We start from the raw sequence: 13,221 nt of genomic DNA on the forward strand, positions 1-13,221 counted from the left end.
CCTGCGGGCATAAGGCCGCAGGGCAAACAAAGACACGGGGCGTTCGCGATACATCGGTTTCATGAGCAGGGTGTTTCAGATCACCCGCGAGAAACGCTGACGGTTCTGTTGTTCCAGGTACGCGTCGAACACCATGCACACCGAGCGCACCAGCAGGCGTCCGGCCGGCAACACTTCGATGCGCTCGCGCTCCAGCTTGATCAGCCCGTCGTTGGCCATGCCCTGCAGTTGCGGCCACAGTGCGCCAAAATAGCCCTGAAAGTCGATGTTGAACGCTTGCTCGATTTCGGCGAATTCCAGGCTGAAATTGCAGATCAGTTGCTGGATCACCGCGCGGCGCAGGCGATCATCGGCATTGCACACTAGGCCCCGGCTGGTCGCCAGTTGCGCGGCGGCGAGGGTGTTCTGGTACTGGTTCAGATCGCTGTTGTTCTGGCAGTAAAGATCGCCGATCTGACTGATCGCCGACACCCCCAGACCAATCAGGTCGCAATGGCCATGAGTGGTGTAGCCCTGGAAATTGCGCTGCAGGGTCTGTTCTTCCTGGGCAATCGCCAACTCATCGTCGGGCAGGGCAAAGTGATCCATGCCGATGTAGCGATAACCGGCGGCGGTCAGTTGTTCGATGGTGCGCTGGAGCATTTGCAGTTTTTGCGCAGGGCTTGGCAGCTCCTGGCTGTTGATTCGCCGCTGTGGCATGAAGCGCTCCGGCAGGTGCGCATAGTTGAATACCGAGAGCCGGTCCGGTTGCAGGCTGATGACTTCCTCGACGGTTCGCGCGAAATTTTCCGGAGTCTGCTTCGGCAGGCCGTAGATCAGGTCGATGTTGATCGAGCGAAACTGCAGGGTGCGCGCCGCGTCGATCACTGCGCGGGTTTCTTCCAGGCTCTGCAGGCGATTGACCGCCCGTTGCACCGCCGGGTCGAGGTCTTGCAGGCCGATGCTGACCCGGTTGAAGCCGAGTTCGCGCAACAGGCCCATGGTCGACCAGTCGGCCTCGCGCGGATCGATCTCGATGCCGTAGTCGCCGGAGTCATCATCCAGCAGATTGAAGTGTTTGCGCAGGTGCGCCATCAACTGCCGCAGCTCGTCATGGCTGAGGAAGGTCGGGGTGCCGCCGCCGAAGTGCAACTGCTCGACTTTCTGCGCCGGTTCCAGGTGACAGGCAATCAACTGGATTTCCTGTTCCAGGCGTTGCAGATACGGCTGTGCCCGCCCGCGATCCTTGGTGATGACCTTGTTGCAGGCGCAGTAGTAGCAAATATTTGCGCAGAACGGCACGTGCACGTACAGCGACAAGGGGCGCAGCGCCTTGCGACTTTCGCGCAGGGCGTGAAACAGGTCGAAGGTGCCGACCTGACTGTTGAATTGCACGGCCGTCGGGTACGAGGTGTAGCGCGGCCCCGCCAGGTCGTAGCGGCGGATCAGATCAGTGTCCCAACGAATGGCGTCGAGCATGCGGGCATTCCCCCGGATAGGCTGGCAGTGTGGCGAGTCTATCGGGGTGCGGCGACGGGGCTGTTGATTTGCATCAACGGCGGATTGGTAGTGACTGCTTTGTGGTGAGGGGATTTATCCCCGATCGACTGCGAAGCAGTCGTAAACCTGTTTGCAATGTATGAATGGAAGAATGCAGGGGCGCCTCGCACCCCATCGGGGATAAATCCCCTCACCACAATGGATCTTCTCAGGGCTTTGATCGGATCAGTGACCCATCAGCCAATGTTGGTGGGGGCCGGGAAGGGTCCAGATCCCGAACAGAATCACCAGCAAGCCCCCGGCCACGCGCACACTGCGTTTGCGCAGCAACGCCGTCACCCGCTCGGCAGCCAGCCCTGTCGCGAGCAGCACCGGCCACGTGCCCAGCCCGAACGCCAGCATCAGCAACGCACTGTCCAGCGCATTGCCCTGGCTCGCCGACCACAGCAGCGTGCTGTAAACCAGTCCACACGGTAGCCAGCCCCACAGTGCGCCGAGCAGCAGGGCGCGGGGCAAACTCGACACCGGCAGCAAGCGGTTGGCCACCGGCTGAATGTAACGCCACAAGCCACGGCCAAGGCTTTCGATACGGGTCAGGCCGCTCCACCAGCCGGCCAGATACAGGCCCATGGCAATCAACAGCAACCCGGCGAGAATACGCATGAACATCGCCGCCGGACTGTTCGCCACCGCCCAGCCAGCCAGCCCGATCAGCAGCCCGGCCGTCGCGTAACTGAGGATCCGTCCGAGGTTGTACGCCAGCAGCAGGCGAAAGCGCCGGCTGCGCTGTTCCTTGGGAATCGCCAGAGTCAGCGCGCCCATCAGGCCGCCGCACATGCCCAGGCAATGCCCGCCACCGAGCAGGCCGAGGATCAGCGCAGACACCAGGAGAGGCGCCAGCTCAAGCATGGGGTGGCGCCTTGTCCTGCGGTTTGTCGGATTTGGCTTCGTCGACGGCGGCGGTGTGGTTCGGGTCCTGATCATCGAACAGGATGCTGTGGGCCGGGCCATCAAGGTCGTCGTACTGGCCGCTGTCCACCGCCCAGAAGAAGATGTACACAGCGATGGCCACGATCAGCAGGGCGGCGGGGATCATCACGTAAAGAGCTGGCATCGGTACTCCAGGCCCGCACGGCTCAAGCCGGCAGCGGGCGGGTTTCTGAACGCGTGCCGACAACCGGCGCGCTCGGCAGGCGAGTCAGGCGCAGGGCGTTGAGCACCACGGTCAACGAACTGATCGACATGCCGACGGCGGCCCACACCGGGGTGATCCAGCCGAGGGCGGCGAACGGCAACATGAGGCCATTGTACAGCGCCGCCCACAGCAGGTTCTCGATGATTACCCGACGGGTTCTGCGCGCTAACGTGAAGGCGTGCACCAGCGCGTCGAGGCGGTTGGACAGCAGCACCGCGTCGGCACTGGTTTTCGCCAGATCGGTGGCCGAACCCATGGCCACGCTGATGTCGGCAGCGGCCAGCACCGGCACGTCGTTGACCCCGTCACCGAGCATCAACACCTTGCGTCCTTCCTGATGAAGTTGTTGCAGCACGCGCAGTTTGTCATCCGGACGCAGACCGCCACGGGCGTCGTCGATACCCAGTTCGGCGGCGACGCTGGCGACCATCGGCGAGCTGTCGCCGGACAGCAGCAATGTGCGCCAGCCACGCGCCTTGCAGGCGGCGAGCAGGGCGGGCGCATCGTCGCGCAGGCGATCGTCGAGGACGAACCACGCCAGCGCTGCCGAGTCATCACCGAGCAGCAGCCACTGACCCGGCTCATCCGGCATCGCCGGCAGTGGCGAACCGCTGAGGGCGCAGACAAACTCCGCCTGACCAATGCGCAAGCGCTGTGTACCTACCCGTCCTTCGAGACCGAGTCCCGGCGTGCTGTGCACATCTTCAGCGGCCAGTGGCGCACGACCGAAGGCGCGGGCAATCGGGTGTTCCGAACGGTTTTCCAGGGCGGCGGCAAGGCTCAGGCACTGGTCGCTGCTGAGTGTGCCCAGCGGGCGAATCGAGCGCAGGACCAGGCGGCCTTCGGTGAGTGTGCCGGTCTTGTCGAAGATCACCGTGTCGATCTGGTTCAGGCCTTCCAGCACATGCCCGCGCGTCAGCAACAGGCCGAGTTTGTGCAGGGTGCCGGTGGCGGCGGTCAACGCCGTCGGGGTTGCCAGCGACAGCGCGCAAGGGCAGGTCGCGACCAGCATCGCCAGGACGATCCAGAACGCCCGCGACGCATCCAGTTCCCACCACAACAGGCCGATGGCCGCCGCCGCAATCAGCGACAACAGCAGGAACCACTGCGCCGCGCGGTCGGCGATTTCCGCCAGGCGCGGTTTCTCGGCCTGGGCGCGATCAAGCAGGCGGACGATGGCCGACAGGCGCGTGTCCTGACCCAGCGCCAATACCTCGACGGTGAGCGCGCCTTCGACATTCAGCGTGCCCGCGGTGACCGCATCGCCCAGCGTGCGCGGTTGCGGCAGGTATTCGCCGGTCAGCAGCGATTCGTCGATGCTTGACTGGCCATCGAGAATCCTGCCATCCGCCGGCAGGATCGAACCTGGTTGCACCAGCACCCGGTCACCCAGGCGCAGTTCGCTGAGCAGGATGCGTTCGCTCTGGCCGTCGGTGTCGAGACGCAGGCACGAGGCCGGCAGCAGGTTTACAAGCTGCGCGGTGGCAGCGGCGGTGCGCTCGCGGGCACGGCGTTCCAGATATCGCCCGGCGAGCAGGAACAGCGCAAACATCCCGACCGCATCGAAATACAGTTCGCCGACCCCGGTGATCGAGGTCCAGATCCCGGCGATGTAGGCGCTGCCGATGGCCAGCGACACCGAGACGTCCATGGTCAGGTGGCGGGTGCGCAGATCGCGCATCGCGCCCTTGAAGAACGGCGCGCAGCTATAGAACACGATCGGTGTTGTGAGAAATAGCGCGACCCAGCGCAGGATCGTGTGCAATTCGGGGCTGAGATCGATGTTGAATTCCGGCCAGGTGGCCATGGTCGCCATCATTGCCTGAAACCACAGCAATCCGGCGACGCCAAGCTGGCGCAGGGCCAGGCGATTTTCGCTGGCCAGTTGTTCGCTGGCGCGGTCGGCCTGATACGGGTGGGCGACGTAACCGATGTGGCGCAGCTCGGTGAGGATCTGGCTCAGCGGCAATTGCGCGTCGACCCATTGCACATGCAGGCGATGGTTGGACAGATTCAGTCGTGCCTCAGCCACTGCCGGCAAGGTGCGCAGGTGTTTCTCGATCAGCCAGCCGCAGGCGGCGCAACTGATGCCTTCCATCAATAGCGTGGTTTCGGCGAGTTCGCCTGCGTGACGGACGAAGGGTTTTTGCACGTCGGCGCGGTCGTACAGCGCCAGTTCATCGGTCAATTGCACCGGCAAGGCTTCGGGGTTGGCCGAGGCTTCGCTGCGATGCTGGTAGTAACTTTCCAGACCGCCGGCGACGATGGCTTCGGCCACGGCCTGACAGCCGGGACAGCAGAACTCGCGGGACTCCCCGAGCACGACGGCGGTGAAGCGACTGCCCGACGGAACGGGCAGGGCGCAGTGGTAGCAGGGGAGTGGGGTGGTCATCGAATATTCGCTAATACTGCTGAATCAACACCATCCTTGTAGGAGCTGCCGCAGGCTGCGATCTTTTGATTTTGTTTTTCAAAGCAAGATCAAAAGATCGCAGCCTGCGGCAGCTCCTACAGGGTTCGGTTTACTTCTTCTGGTCTTCAGCGCCCTGCAACGGTTCGTCACCGAGCAGCAGATCCTTGTCATGGCTGACCTGTTCTTCTTCGAACATGCGCCACACGTGGTCGTCCTGAGTACCCAGCAATTCGACAAAACGCCGACCTTGGACCTTGTCGCCCAACTGGCCGATGTAACGGCCGGCTTCGGTTTCACTGCGGGTCAGGACAATCTTGCGATCCTTCTCCGGCTGGGTCGGCGAGATCAGGTTCAGTTCCAGGGTTTTCGGCTGGCTGGCACCGCTCAGGCGCAGGTCGACTTCGCCGGTGAGTTCATCCAGATGGACGTTGGCGCGCATCTTCAACTCCTGCGCCAACAGTTCGCGATCCAGCGAGCGGTTGATGCCTTTGCCGGCCTCGTAGTAGTTGTCGTTGACCAGATTGTCCGGGTTGTTCACCGCAATGGTCACCATTGACAGGGTCAACGTCACCGAGCAGGCCAGGATCCCGATGATGATCCATGGCCAGAGGTGCTTGTACCAAGGGCTTGCGGCGTTTGCGGCGGGCATGTTCAGTTCTCTCAACGGGTTTGTGGGCCGATGAATCGGCTCTTGGCTTCAACGTGGACGCTGTCGTCGTCGGCGTCCTTGAGGATGAATTTCACCTCGTTGGTGCTCGACGGCAATTGTTCCGGTGCGCTCGACAACTCCACCGGCATGCTGAAGATTTCGCCGGCCGGGACCGTGATCTCGCGTTTGCCTTGCAGGCGCAGATCCGGCAGGCCGGCGGCCTCCAGCACGTAGGTGTGGTCGCGCTGATCCTTGTTCATGATCTTCAGGCTGTAGACGTTTTCGATCCGGCCTTCGGCGTTCTCGCGGTACAGCACGCGGTCCTTGCTGACGTCGAAGCCGACCAGCGAGCGCATGAAGAATGCGGTCACCAGCAGGCTGATCATCGCCAGCAGCACCACCGCATAGCCGATCAGGCGCGGCCGCAGTTTATGGGTTTTCTGGCCCGAGAGGTTGTGTTCGGTGGTGTAGCTGATGAGGCCGCGCGGGTAGTCCATCTTGTCCATGATCGCGTCGCAAGCATCGATGCACGCGGCGCAACCGATGCACTCGATCTGCAGTCCGTCGCGGATGTCGATACCGGTCGGGCACACCTGGACGCACATGGTGCAGTCAATGCAATCGCCCAGGCCCATGGCTTTGTAATCGACACCTTTCTTGCGCGGGCCACGGCTTTCGCCGCGACGCGGGTCGTAGGACACGATCAGGGTGTCCTTGTCGAACATCACGCTCTGGAAGCGTGCATACGGACACATGTAGATGCACACCTGTTCGCGCAGCCAGCCAGCGTTGCCGTAGGTGGCGAGGGTGAAGAAGCCGACCCAGAAATACGACCAGCCATCGGCCTGGCCAGTGAAGAAATCGAATACCAGTTCGCGGATCGGCGAGAAGTAGCCGACGAAGGTCATGCCTGTGACGAAACCGATCAGTAGCCACAGCGAATGTTTGGCGAGCTTGCGCAGAAACTTGTTGCCGCTCATTGGCGCTTTATCGAGCTTGATACGCTGGTTGCGATCGCCTTCGGTGACCTTCTCGCACCACATGAAAATCCACGTCCACACGCTTTGCGGACAGGTGTAGCCACACCAGACGCGGCCGGCGTAAACGGTGATGAAGAACAGGCCGAACGCGGCAATGATCAGCAGGCCGGACAGCAGGATGAAGTCCTGCGGCCAGAACGTGGCGCCGAAGATGAAGAACTTGCGCTCCGGCAAGTTCCACCACACCGCCTGATGCCCGCCCCAGTTCAGCCACACCGTACCGAAATACAACAGGAACAGCGCAGCGCCGCCCATCATCCGCAGATTGCGGAACAGGCCAGTGAAAGCACGGGTGTAGATTTTTTCTCGAGAGGCGTAAAGGTCGACGCTGTTGTTCGCGTTTTTGCTCGGTGGTGTGACGTCGTGTACCGGAATCTGGTTGCTCATCATTGCATCCCACGGCAGTGGACAAATGCCTCGGTCGATACGTGCCGACCGCGGTCAGAAAGGGGTGTTGCAGTGGCGCAATGATACGCCTGTCGCTCTAACTCAAGGGTGCGACCTTTGGTCGCGTTGGGAAAAAAGCATTATTGGTGTAGCGAATGCAGAAAAGCCTGATGCAGATCAATTGACTTGTTGAGTATGGACGGTTTTGCAGTGGCAGCTAATTCATTGTTCCCACGGATTGATCACGGCGACGCCGCTCGAGCGGAAATCATCGACATTACGCGTGACCACCGTGAGTCCATGCACCAGGGCCGTGGCAGCGATCAATGCATCGCTTTCATTGGTCTGGTCGGGCACATGCAGGCTGGCACAACGTAGCGCTACTGCAGCATCAACCGGCAGGATTCGAGCTTCGAATGCCGGCATGACGTGACGCGTCAGCCAACTGCGCAACAGCTTTCCTTGAGCAGGATCACGCCGTTCCGTTCGCAGGACTCCGGTTTCCAGTTCTTTCAGAGTAATGGCGGAAATGTACACACACGGGGCGATGACGCCTTTGGCCCAACTGACCACATTGGCATCGGCTTGCGGCTTGCGAAGTTCGGAAATCACATGGGTGTCGAGTAAATACATCAGGACAGGTCCACGGGACGATGAATGATGACTGCGCGCTCGGTTTCGAAATCGATGTCGGCAGCCTCCGGCATGACCAACCAATCGACAATGCTTGTGTTTGCGCCGCTCAGTTTCTGATATTCCTCAATGCTCAAAAGAACATGAGAAGCCTTACCACGGTCTGTGATGATCACTGGACCCAGACGCGCAGCCTTTTTGGCGCTGCTGGTGTCCTGATTGAATTCACGGCTGGAGATGGTGGTGATTGCCATCATGGTTGACCTCTCGCTACTCCGCCTTTAGGGCGGCAATCGAGGAAGACAGGACTCAGCCGTCCGTTGGTCGGTCCATGGCTGGCATTAGTCGAGCCAGCCCCGCACAAGGCGCAGGCCGGCTCAGGTTGATTCACACGTGGCTTCAAGACTCAGGGCAGCCTGCCGCCGCCCAGGCTGTCGAGACTGCCGGTATTTCGATGGCGTTTTGTGGTGCTCTTGGAATCGGGTTGTGACGGATTGTCGAATGTCACGGTAATGGTTTCTACAGTTGTTTCCAATGATTCAATTGGTTGATCAGATTCAGTCAGCGGCTGATCAACCGGAAGACAATGTTTGTCGTTATTCAACATAGCGGCTTCATCCTTGAAGTGGCTCCGGTGCGGGTCACCGGGCTGTGGCAGACCCTACAGAGCATGCTGAAACGCGTCCACCGCACATGTGTCTCAAAGTATTAATTTCAACGGCTATGCCAATAACGTAGAAATATAATTAGTTAATTGAGGGCTTTTAATTTTTTATTATTTTCGAATAGCTTGGTGGCTGTTCTGCAGCGTGCTAGTTGCATGTTCGTGTTTTGAAAGTTAACGCAATAATGGAATGTTATGAAAATCAAGGAAGTTAAAAAGCTGTTCGCTTGTCTGTACCTGTTATCGCTGACCTCTCTCGCCAGTGCCAATGAGGGTGTTCCGCAGCACATGGTATTTGCCTCGGACCCGCAATACCCGTGGACGGAAAAATCGGACAGTGGTGAAGATGAGCCGAGCGCGGATTTTGAAAAACGCTCGAAATGGCTGGTGGAGAATCAGTTCGCGAGTATTGCGCAGTTTCGCAACGAGATGGGCGGCCAGGCCAGCGTACCGTTGATGATCAACGGCGACATCACTGCGTTCGGCCATGGCTGGCAGCGCTCCTTCATGAGGACGATGCTGAGCAAATACTTTGGCGATCACTTTCTCTATGGGTTGGGCAATCATGATTACCAGAACAACGTGAATGATTGTTTTAGTGAGAGTTGTGCGGCGGGCAGCATTGTCGATTATCGCGATCATCACGTGGATAAAGTCGATGAGTTTGATCTTGAAGTGAGCGGCAGCTTTTTGAATAAGCACTATCTCGGCAGTCTGGCGTATTCAAAGAATATCGGTGAAGTCCACCTGGTGCAGTTGAACAATGAACCGACTTACCAGGTGAAGATTTCCCATGCGCTGAATCCGACTTCGTTCGACATCAAAGAGTCGCTGGACTGGCTGGAAAATGATTTGCGAATAGCGCGAGCGCAAGGCTACGCGATCATTATCAACATGCACAAACCCTATGACTGGGCAGGCAGTTGGGAGCAACAGAAGCGCTTTCGCGACATGATTGAAAAGTATCAGGTGACGGCGATGTTTGCTGGCCATTATCACGGCGAGGGTGGCAGCCAGACCTACATGGGCAGTGTGCCGATGTTTCTCAGCGGTGCCGCTTCTCAACAGACGTACCTGACGGCGAGCTTTTCCAAAGACCGCAAACAACTGGAGGTGAGTCTGGTCGAGGGTAATCAGTGGCGCAATCGTCAGCCGGTGGCCACAGTGCCGGTGAAATCGATCTGGGCCAGTCGCCCATGAAAAAGCCCCCGCCAGAGCACTGGCGGGGGCTTTATTTTGCGTCAGGCGTTGGCCTTATTGGGCCTCGGCTTCAGCGGGTTTTTCACCGTGGGACAGGCTGTAAACATACGCCGCCAGCAAGTGCACCTTATCGTTGCCTTGCAGTTGTTCCTGCGCAGGCATCTGGCCCTGACGGCCGTAACGGATGGTCTGTTGCAGTTGGGCGAAGCTTGAACCGTAGATGAACGCGGCCGGGTGGGTCAGGTTCGGTGCGCCCATCGCCGGGGTGCCTTTGCCTTCCGGTCCGTGGCAGGCCACGCAGTTGGCGGCGAACAGTTTCTGGCCGTTGGCCGGGTCAGCCTTGGTGCCTTCCGGCAGTTTGCGGCCATCAAGTTGAGTGACCACGAAGGCTGCGACGTCGGCGACGCCTTGCTCGCCAATGACGTCGGCCCAGGCCGGCATCACCGCGTGACGACCGCCCATGATGGTGGTCTTGATGGTTTCCGGCTCGCCGCCCCAGCGCCAGTCGGCGTCGGTCAGGTTCGGGAAGCCATAGGCGCCTTTGGCGTCGGAACCGTGGCACACCGAGCAGTTGGAGGCGAACAGACGGCCGCCCATCTTCAGTGCCTGTGGATCCTTGGCGACTTCCTCGATCGGCATCGCCGCGAACTTGGCGAAGATCGGACCGAACTTGGCGTCCGAGCGGGCCATTTCCTTTTCCCACTCGTGCACGCCGGTCCAGCCGGTCTGGCCGTTGGCGAACGCGGTCTGCTTGTCGTTATCAAGGTAGTTGTAGCCCGGCAACAGGCCTTTCCAGTTGCCCAGACCCGGGTACAGCACCAGATAACCGAGGGCGAAGACGATGGTGCCCACGAACAGCATGAACCACCATTTCGGCAGTGGGTTGTCGTACTCCTCGATCCCGTCGAAGGAGTGGCCCACGGTCTCTTCCGTCTGCTCGCTGCGCTGGCCCTTGCGGGTCGACAGCAGCAGCCAGGTCAGGGAAAAGATCGTACCGAGACTGAGGACTGTGACGTACAGACTCCAGAATGTAGTCATTCTTTGTTACTCCTAGAAGCTTGCTCGACGTGCTTGATGGCTTCGGGATCATCCGCAAAAGGCAGCAAGGTTGCGTCTTCAAACTCCGACTTGCGCTTGGGGCTGAATACCCACAACGCCAAACCGATGAAGGCCACCATCACGACAACGGTGCCCAGGCCGCGAATCATCCCGATATCCATAAAGAATCACCGTTTGCTTTTGATGATGGTGCCCAGGCCTTGAAGGTAGGCCACCAGCGCGTCCATTTCGGTTTTGCCCTTCACGGCCTCTTTTGCACCGGCGATGTCTTCGTCGGTGTAAGGGACGCCGAGCGTGCGCAACACTTCCATTTTCCTGGCCGTGTCTTTGCCGTCGAGCTTGTTTTCCACGAGGAACGGGTAAGCCGGCATTTTCGACTCAGGCACCACGTTGCGCGGGTTGTACAGGTGCGCACGCTGCCAGTCATCGGAGTAACGACCGCCCACGCGAGCCAGATCCGGACCGGTACGTTTGGAACCCCACAGGAACGGGTGGTCCCAGACGCTTTCACCGGCGACCGAGTAGTGGCCGTAGCGTTCGGTTTCGGCACGGAACGGACGGATCATCTGCGAGTGGCAGCCGACACAACCGTTGGCGATATAGACGTCGCGGCCTTCCAGTTCCAGTGCCGAGCGCGGCTTCATGCCTTCGACCGGCTTGTTGGTGACGTCCTGGAAGAACAGCGGAACGATTTGGGTCAGGCCGCCAATGCTGACGGCGATAACCATGAAGAAGGCCAGCAGGCCAATATTCTTCTCGACAGCTTCATGCTTCATCAGTGAGCTCCAACGACAGCGATCTGGGCGGCGGCTTCGGCTTCAACCGGGTTCGAGGCGCGCACGGTGCGCCAGACGTTGTAAGCCATCAGGAACATGCCGCTGGCGAAGAATGCACCGCCCAAGGCACGGACGATGTAGCCCGGGTGGCTGGCCTGCAGCGCTTCGACGAACGAGTAGGTGAGGGTGCCGTCATCGTTGATTGCACGCCACATCAGGCCCTGAGTGATGCCGTTGACCCACATCGAGGCGATGTACAGCACGGTACCGATGGTCGCGAGCCAGAAGTGCGCGTTGATCAGGCCGACGCTGTGCATCTGCGCGCGGCCGAACAGTTTCGGGATCATGTGGTAGATCGCGCCGATCGAGATCATCGCTACCCAGCCGAGCGCGCCGGCGTGTACGTGGCCAATGGTCCAGTCGGTGTAGTGCGAGAGCGAGTTGACGGTCTTGATCGCCATCATCGGACCTTCGAAGGTCGACATGCCGTAGAACGCCAGCGACACCACGAGGAAGCGCAGGATCGGGTCGGTGCGCAGCTTATGCCAGGCGCCCGACAGGGTCATCATGCCGTTGATCATGCCGCCCCAGCTCGGTGCCAGCAGGATGATCGACATCGCCATGCCCAGCGATTGCGCCCAGTCCGGCAATGCGGTGTAGTGCAGGTGGTGCGGGCCGGCCCAGATGTACAGGGTGATCAGGGCCCAGAAGTGCACGATCGACAGGCGATAGGAGTAGATCGGACGTTCGGCCTGTTTCGGCACGAAGTAGTACATCATCCCGAGGAAGCCGGTGGTCAGGAAGAAGCCCACGGCGTTGTGGCCGTACCACCACTGGATCATCGCGTCGGTCGCGCCCGAGTAGGCGGAGTAGGACTTGAAGAAACTCACCGGCAAGGAGGCGTGGTTGACGATGTGCAGCATTGCGGTCACGACGATGAACGCGCCGTAGAACCAGTTACCGACATAGATATGCTTGGTCTTGCGCTTGGTGATGGTGCCGAAGAACACCAGCCCGTAGGAGACCCAGACAATGGCCAGCAAAATGGCGAGCGGCCATTCCAGTTCGGCGTATTCCTTGGTGGTGGTGTAGCCCAGCGGCAAGGTAATGATTGCGCCGACGATAACTGCCTGCCAGCCCCAGAAGGTGAAGGCGGCGAGGCTGTCGGAGATCAGTCGCGTCTGGCAGGTTCGCTGCACGACATAGTAGGAAGTGGCAAACAGTGCACAACCACCAAAGGCGAAAATCACCAGGTTTGTGTGCAACGGGCGCAGGCGTCCAAAGCTCGTCCACGGCAGACCGAAGTTCAATTCCGGCCAGACCAGTTGCGAGGCGATGAAGACACCGAGCCCCATGCCAAGGATCCCCCAGACCACCGTCATGATGGCGAACTGGCGGACTACCTTATAGTTATAAGCAGTCGGACTGATTGCTGTGCTCATTCTAAGGTTCCACGGTTTGGGTGTTTTATTAGGATTAAAATCGGCCGCAAGTATGCAGAGAGCAGGGGGTCATTGCAACGCGCCATGACCTGGGTCAATGCTTTCCAACGCTGATTCTGCGGCCTTTCCATACGCCGCGTAAGGACAAAATCGGCCTCGGACAAAATGTCGCAGCGGACGAAAAAAGCGAGGGGTTCAGGTCGGTTGTAACGAGGTGTGTTCGAACGCAGTGATCGGGTGACGGACGGTCATCGACGCGACAGCCGGTATGTACCGGGCTTTGC

Annotated in this window: 14 protein-coding genes; 1 reads left to right on the forward strand and 13 read right to left on the reverse strand. The window is 59.9% G+C overall.

All coding sequences use genetic code 11. From position 1 onward, the window contains the following. Positions 1–75: 75 nt before the first annotated feature. From hemN to GTQ41_RS09415, 9 genes are all read right to left on the reverse strand, one after another. The gene (gene hemN, locus GTQ41_RS09375; protein WP_047293078.1) at positions 76–1,458 is read right to left on the reverse strand and encodes an oxygen-independent coproporphyrinogen III oxidase; all 1,383 of its coding nucleotides are present in this window, start codon (positions 1,456–1,458) and stop codon (positions 76–78) included. A 246-nt stretch (positions 1,459–1,704) separates the two neighbouring features. Beyond that, a complete protein-coding gene (locus GTQ41_RS09380; RefSeq protein WP_047293079.1) occupies positions 1,705–2,388 on the reverse strand; it encodes a sulfite exporter TauE/SafE family protein in 684 nt (227 codons plus the stop codon). Beyond that, positions 2,381–2,593: a cbb3-type cytochrome oxidase assembly protein CcoS gene (gene ccoS / locus GTQ41_RS09385; RefSeq protein WP_025110359.1), complete on the reverse strand. Its 213-nt coding sequence runs from the start codon at positions 2,591–2,593 to the stop codon at positions 2,381–2,383. The genes GTQ41_RS09380 and ccoS overlap by 8 nt, the downstream gene beginning before the upstream one ends. A gap of 22 nt (positions 2,594–2,615) precedes the next feature. Continuing rightward, positions 2,616–5,066, reverse strand: a complete 2,451-nt coding sequence (locus GTQ41_RS09390) for a heavy metal translocating P-type ATPase (RefSeq protein WP_047293081.1) — start codon at positions 5,064–5,066, stop codon at positions 2,616–2,618. Between the two features lie 130 nt (positions 5,067–5,196). Then, positions 5,197–5,736 (reverse strand): FixH family protein, encoded by a 540-nt coding sequence (locus GTQ41_RS09395; RefSeq protein ID WP_047293083.1) that lies wholly within the window; start codon positions 5,734–5,736, stop codon positions 5,197–5,199. Positions 5,737–5,747: 11 nt separating this feature from the next. Then, complete coding sequence (gene ccoG / locus GTQ41_RS09400; protein WP_047293085.1) at positions 5,748–7,163, reverse strand: cytochrome c oxidase accessory protein CcoG; 1,416 nt, start codon at positions 7,161–7,163, stop codon at positions 5,748–5,750. Positions 7,164–7,385: 222 nt separating this feature from the next. Continuing rightward, on the reverse strand, positions 7,386–7,796 hold the full coding sequence (locus GTQ41_RS09405; protein ID WP_047293087.1) for a type II toxin-antitoxin system VapC family toxin: 411 nt from the start codon (positions 7,794–7,796) through the stop codon (positions 7,386–7,388). Beyond that, positions 7,796–8,050 (reverse strand): type II toxin-antitoxin system Phd/YefM family antitoxin, encoded by a 255-nt coding sequence (locus GTQ41_RS09410; RefSeq protein ID WP_041067899.1) that lies wholly within the window; start codon positions 8,048–8,050, stop codon positions 7,796–7,798. The genes GTQ41_RS09405 and GTQ41_RS09410 overlap by 1 nt, the downstream gene beginning before the upstream one ends. A gap of 152 nt (positions 8,051–8,202) precedes the next feature. Then, entirely contained in the window at positions 8,203–8,403 is a 201-nt protein-coding gene (locus GTQ41_RS09415) for a hypothetical protein (protein ID WP_080963258.1), read from the reverse strand. Between the two features lie 252 nt (positions 8,404–8,655). Here GTQ41_RS09415 and GTQ41_RS09420 point away from each other — a divergent pair, with 252 nt between their 5' ends. Continuing rightward, on the forward strand, positions 8,656–9,660 hold the full coding sequence (locus GTQ41_RS09420; RefSeq protein ID WP_047293089.1) for a metallophosphoesterase: 1,005 nt from the start codon (positions 8,656–8,658) through the stop codon (positions 9,658–9,660). A 54-nt stretch (positions 9,661–9,714) separates the two neighbouring features. Here the strand turns inward: GTQ41_RS09420 and ccoP are convergent, their stop codons facing one another. From ccoP to ccoN, 4 genes are read right to left on the reverse strand one after another with little or no spacing between them, the layout of a single operon-like run. After that, the gene (gene ccoP, locus GTQ41_RS09425; RefSeq protein WP_047293090.1) at positions 9,715–10,698 is read right to left on the reverse strand and encodes a cytochrome-c oxidase, cbb3-type subunit III; all 984 of its coding nucleotides are present in this window, start codon (positions 10,696–10,698) and stop codon (positions 9,715–9,717) included. Beyond that, positions 10,695–10,880, reverse strand: a complete 186-nt coding sequence (locus GTQ41_RS09430; RefSeq protein ID WP_003175465.1) for a CcoQ/FixQ family Cbb3-type cytochrome c oxidase assembly chaperone — start codon at positions 10,878–10,880, stop codon at positions 10,695–10,697. Before GTQ41_RS09430 ends, ccoP begins: the two co-directional genes overlap by 4 nt. Positions 10,881–10,886: 6 nt before the next feature. Further along, positions 10,887–11,495, reverse strand: a complete 609-nt coding sequence (gene ccoO, locus GTQ41_RS09435) for a cytochrome-c oxidase, cbb3-type subunit II (protein ID WP_041067866.1) — start codon at positions 11,493–11,495, stop codon at positions 10,887–10,889. Further along, complete coding sequence (gene ccoN / locus GTQ41_RS09440; protein WP_047293093.1) at positions 11,495–12,937, reverse strand: cytochrome-c oxidase, cbb3-type subunit I; 1,443 nt, start codon at positions 12,935–12,937, stop codon at positions 11,495–11,497. Before ccoN ends, ccoO begins: the two co-directional genes overlap by 1 nt. Positions 12,938–13,221: the final 284 nt, after the last annotated feature.

The organism is Pseudomonas sp. AN-B15 (assembly GCF_019056475.1).
GTDB classification, from domain to species: domain Bacteria; phylum Pseudomonadota; class Gammaproteobacteria; order Pseudomonadales; family Pseudomonadaceae; genus Aquipseudomonas; species Aquipseudomonas parakoreensis.

Bases quoted from the DNA above. Each gene is read 5' to 3' on its own strand.
- hemN (WP_047293078.1), bottom strand. From the start codon at position 1,458: ATGCTCGACGCCATTCGTTGGGACACTGATCTGATCCGCCGCTACGAC.
- ccoP (WP_047293090.1), bottom strand. From the start codon at position 10,698: ATGACTACATTCTGGAGTCTGTACGTCACAGTCCTCAGTCTCGGTACG.
- ccoN (WP_047293093.1), bottom strand. From the start codon at position 12,937: ATGAGCACAGCAATCAGTCCGACTGCTTATAACTATAAGGTAGTCCGC.
- GTQ41_RS09430 (WP_003175465.1), bottom strand. From the start codon at position 10,880: ATGGATATCGGGATGATTCGCGGCCTGGGCACCGTTGTCGTGATGGTG.
- GTQ41_RS09420 (WP_047293089.1), top strand. From the start codon at position 8,656: ATGAAAATCAAGGAAGTTAAAAAGCTGTTCGCTTGTCTGTACCTGTTA.
- ccoO (WP_041067866.1), bottom strand. From the start codon at position 11,495: ATGAAGCATGAAGCTGTCGAGAAGAATATTGGCCTGCTGGCCTTCTTC.
- ccoG (WP_047293085.1), bottom strand. From the start codon at position 7,163: ATGAGCAACCAGATTCCGGTACACGACGTCACACCACCGAGCAAAAAC.
- GTQ41_RS09390 (WP_047293081.1), bottom strand. From the start codon at position 5,066: ATGACCACCCCACTCCCCTGCTACCACTGCGCCCTGCCCGTTCCGTCG.
- GTQ41_RS09410 (WP_041067899.1), bottom strand. From the start codon at position 8,050: ATGGCAATCACCACCATCTCCAGCCGTGAATTCAATCAGGACACCAGC.
- ccoS (WP_025110359.1), bottom strand. From the start codon at position 2,593: ATGCCAGCTCTTTACGTGATGATCCCCGCCGCCCTGCTGATCGTGGCC.
- GTQ41_RS09415 (WP_080963258.1), bottom strand. From the start codon at position 8,403: ATGTTGAATAACGACAAACATTGTCTTCCGGTTGATCAGCCGCTGACT.
- GTQ41_RS09405 (WP_047293087.1), bottom strand. From the start codon at position 7,796: ATGTATTTACTCGACACCCATGTGATTTCCGAACTTCGCAAGCCGCAA.
- GTQ41_RS09380 (WP_047293079.1), bottom strand. From the start codon at position 2,388: ATGCTTGAGCTGGCGCCTCTCCTGGTGTCTGCGCTGATCCTCGGCCTG.
- GTQ41_RS09395 (WP_047293083.1), bottom strand. From the start codon at position 5,736: ATGCCCGCCGCAAACGCCGCAAGCCCTTGGTACAAGCACCTCTGGCCA.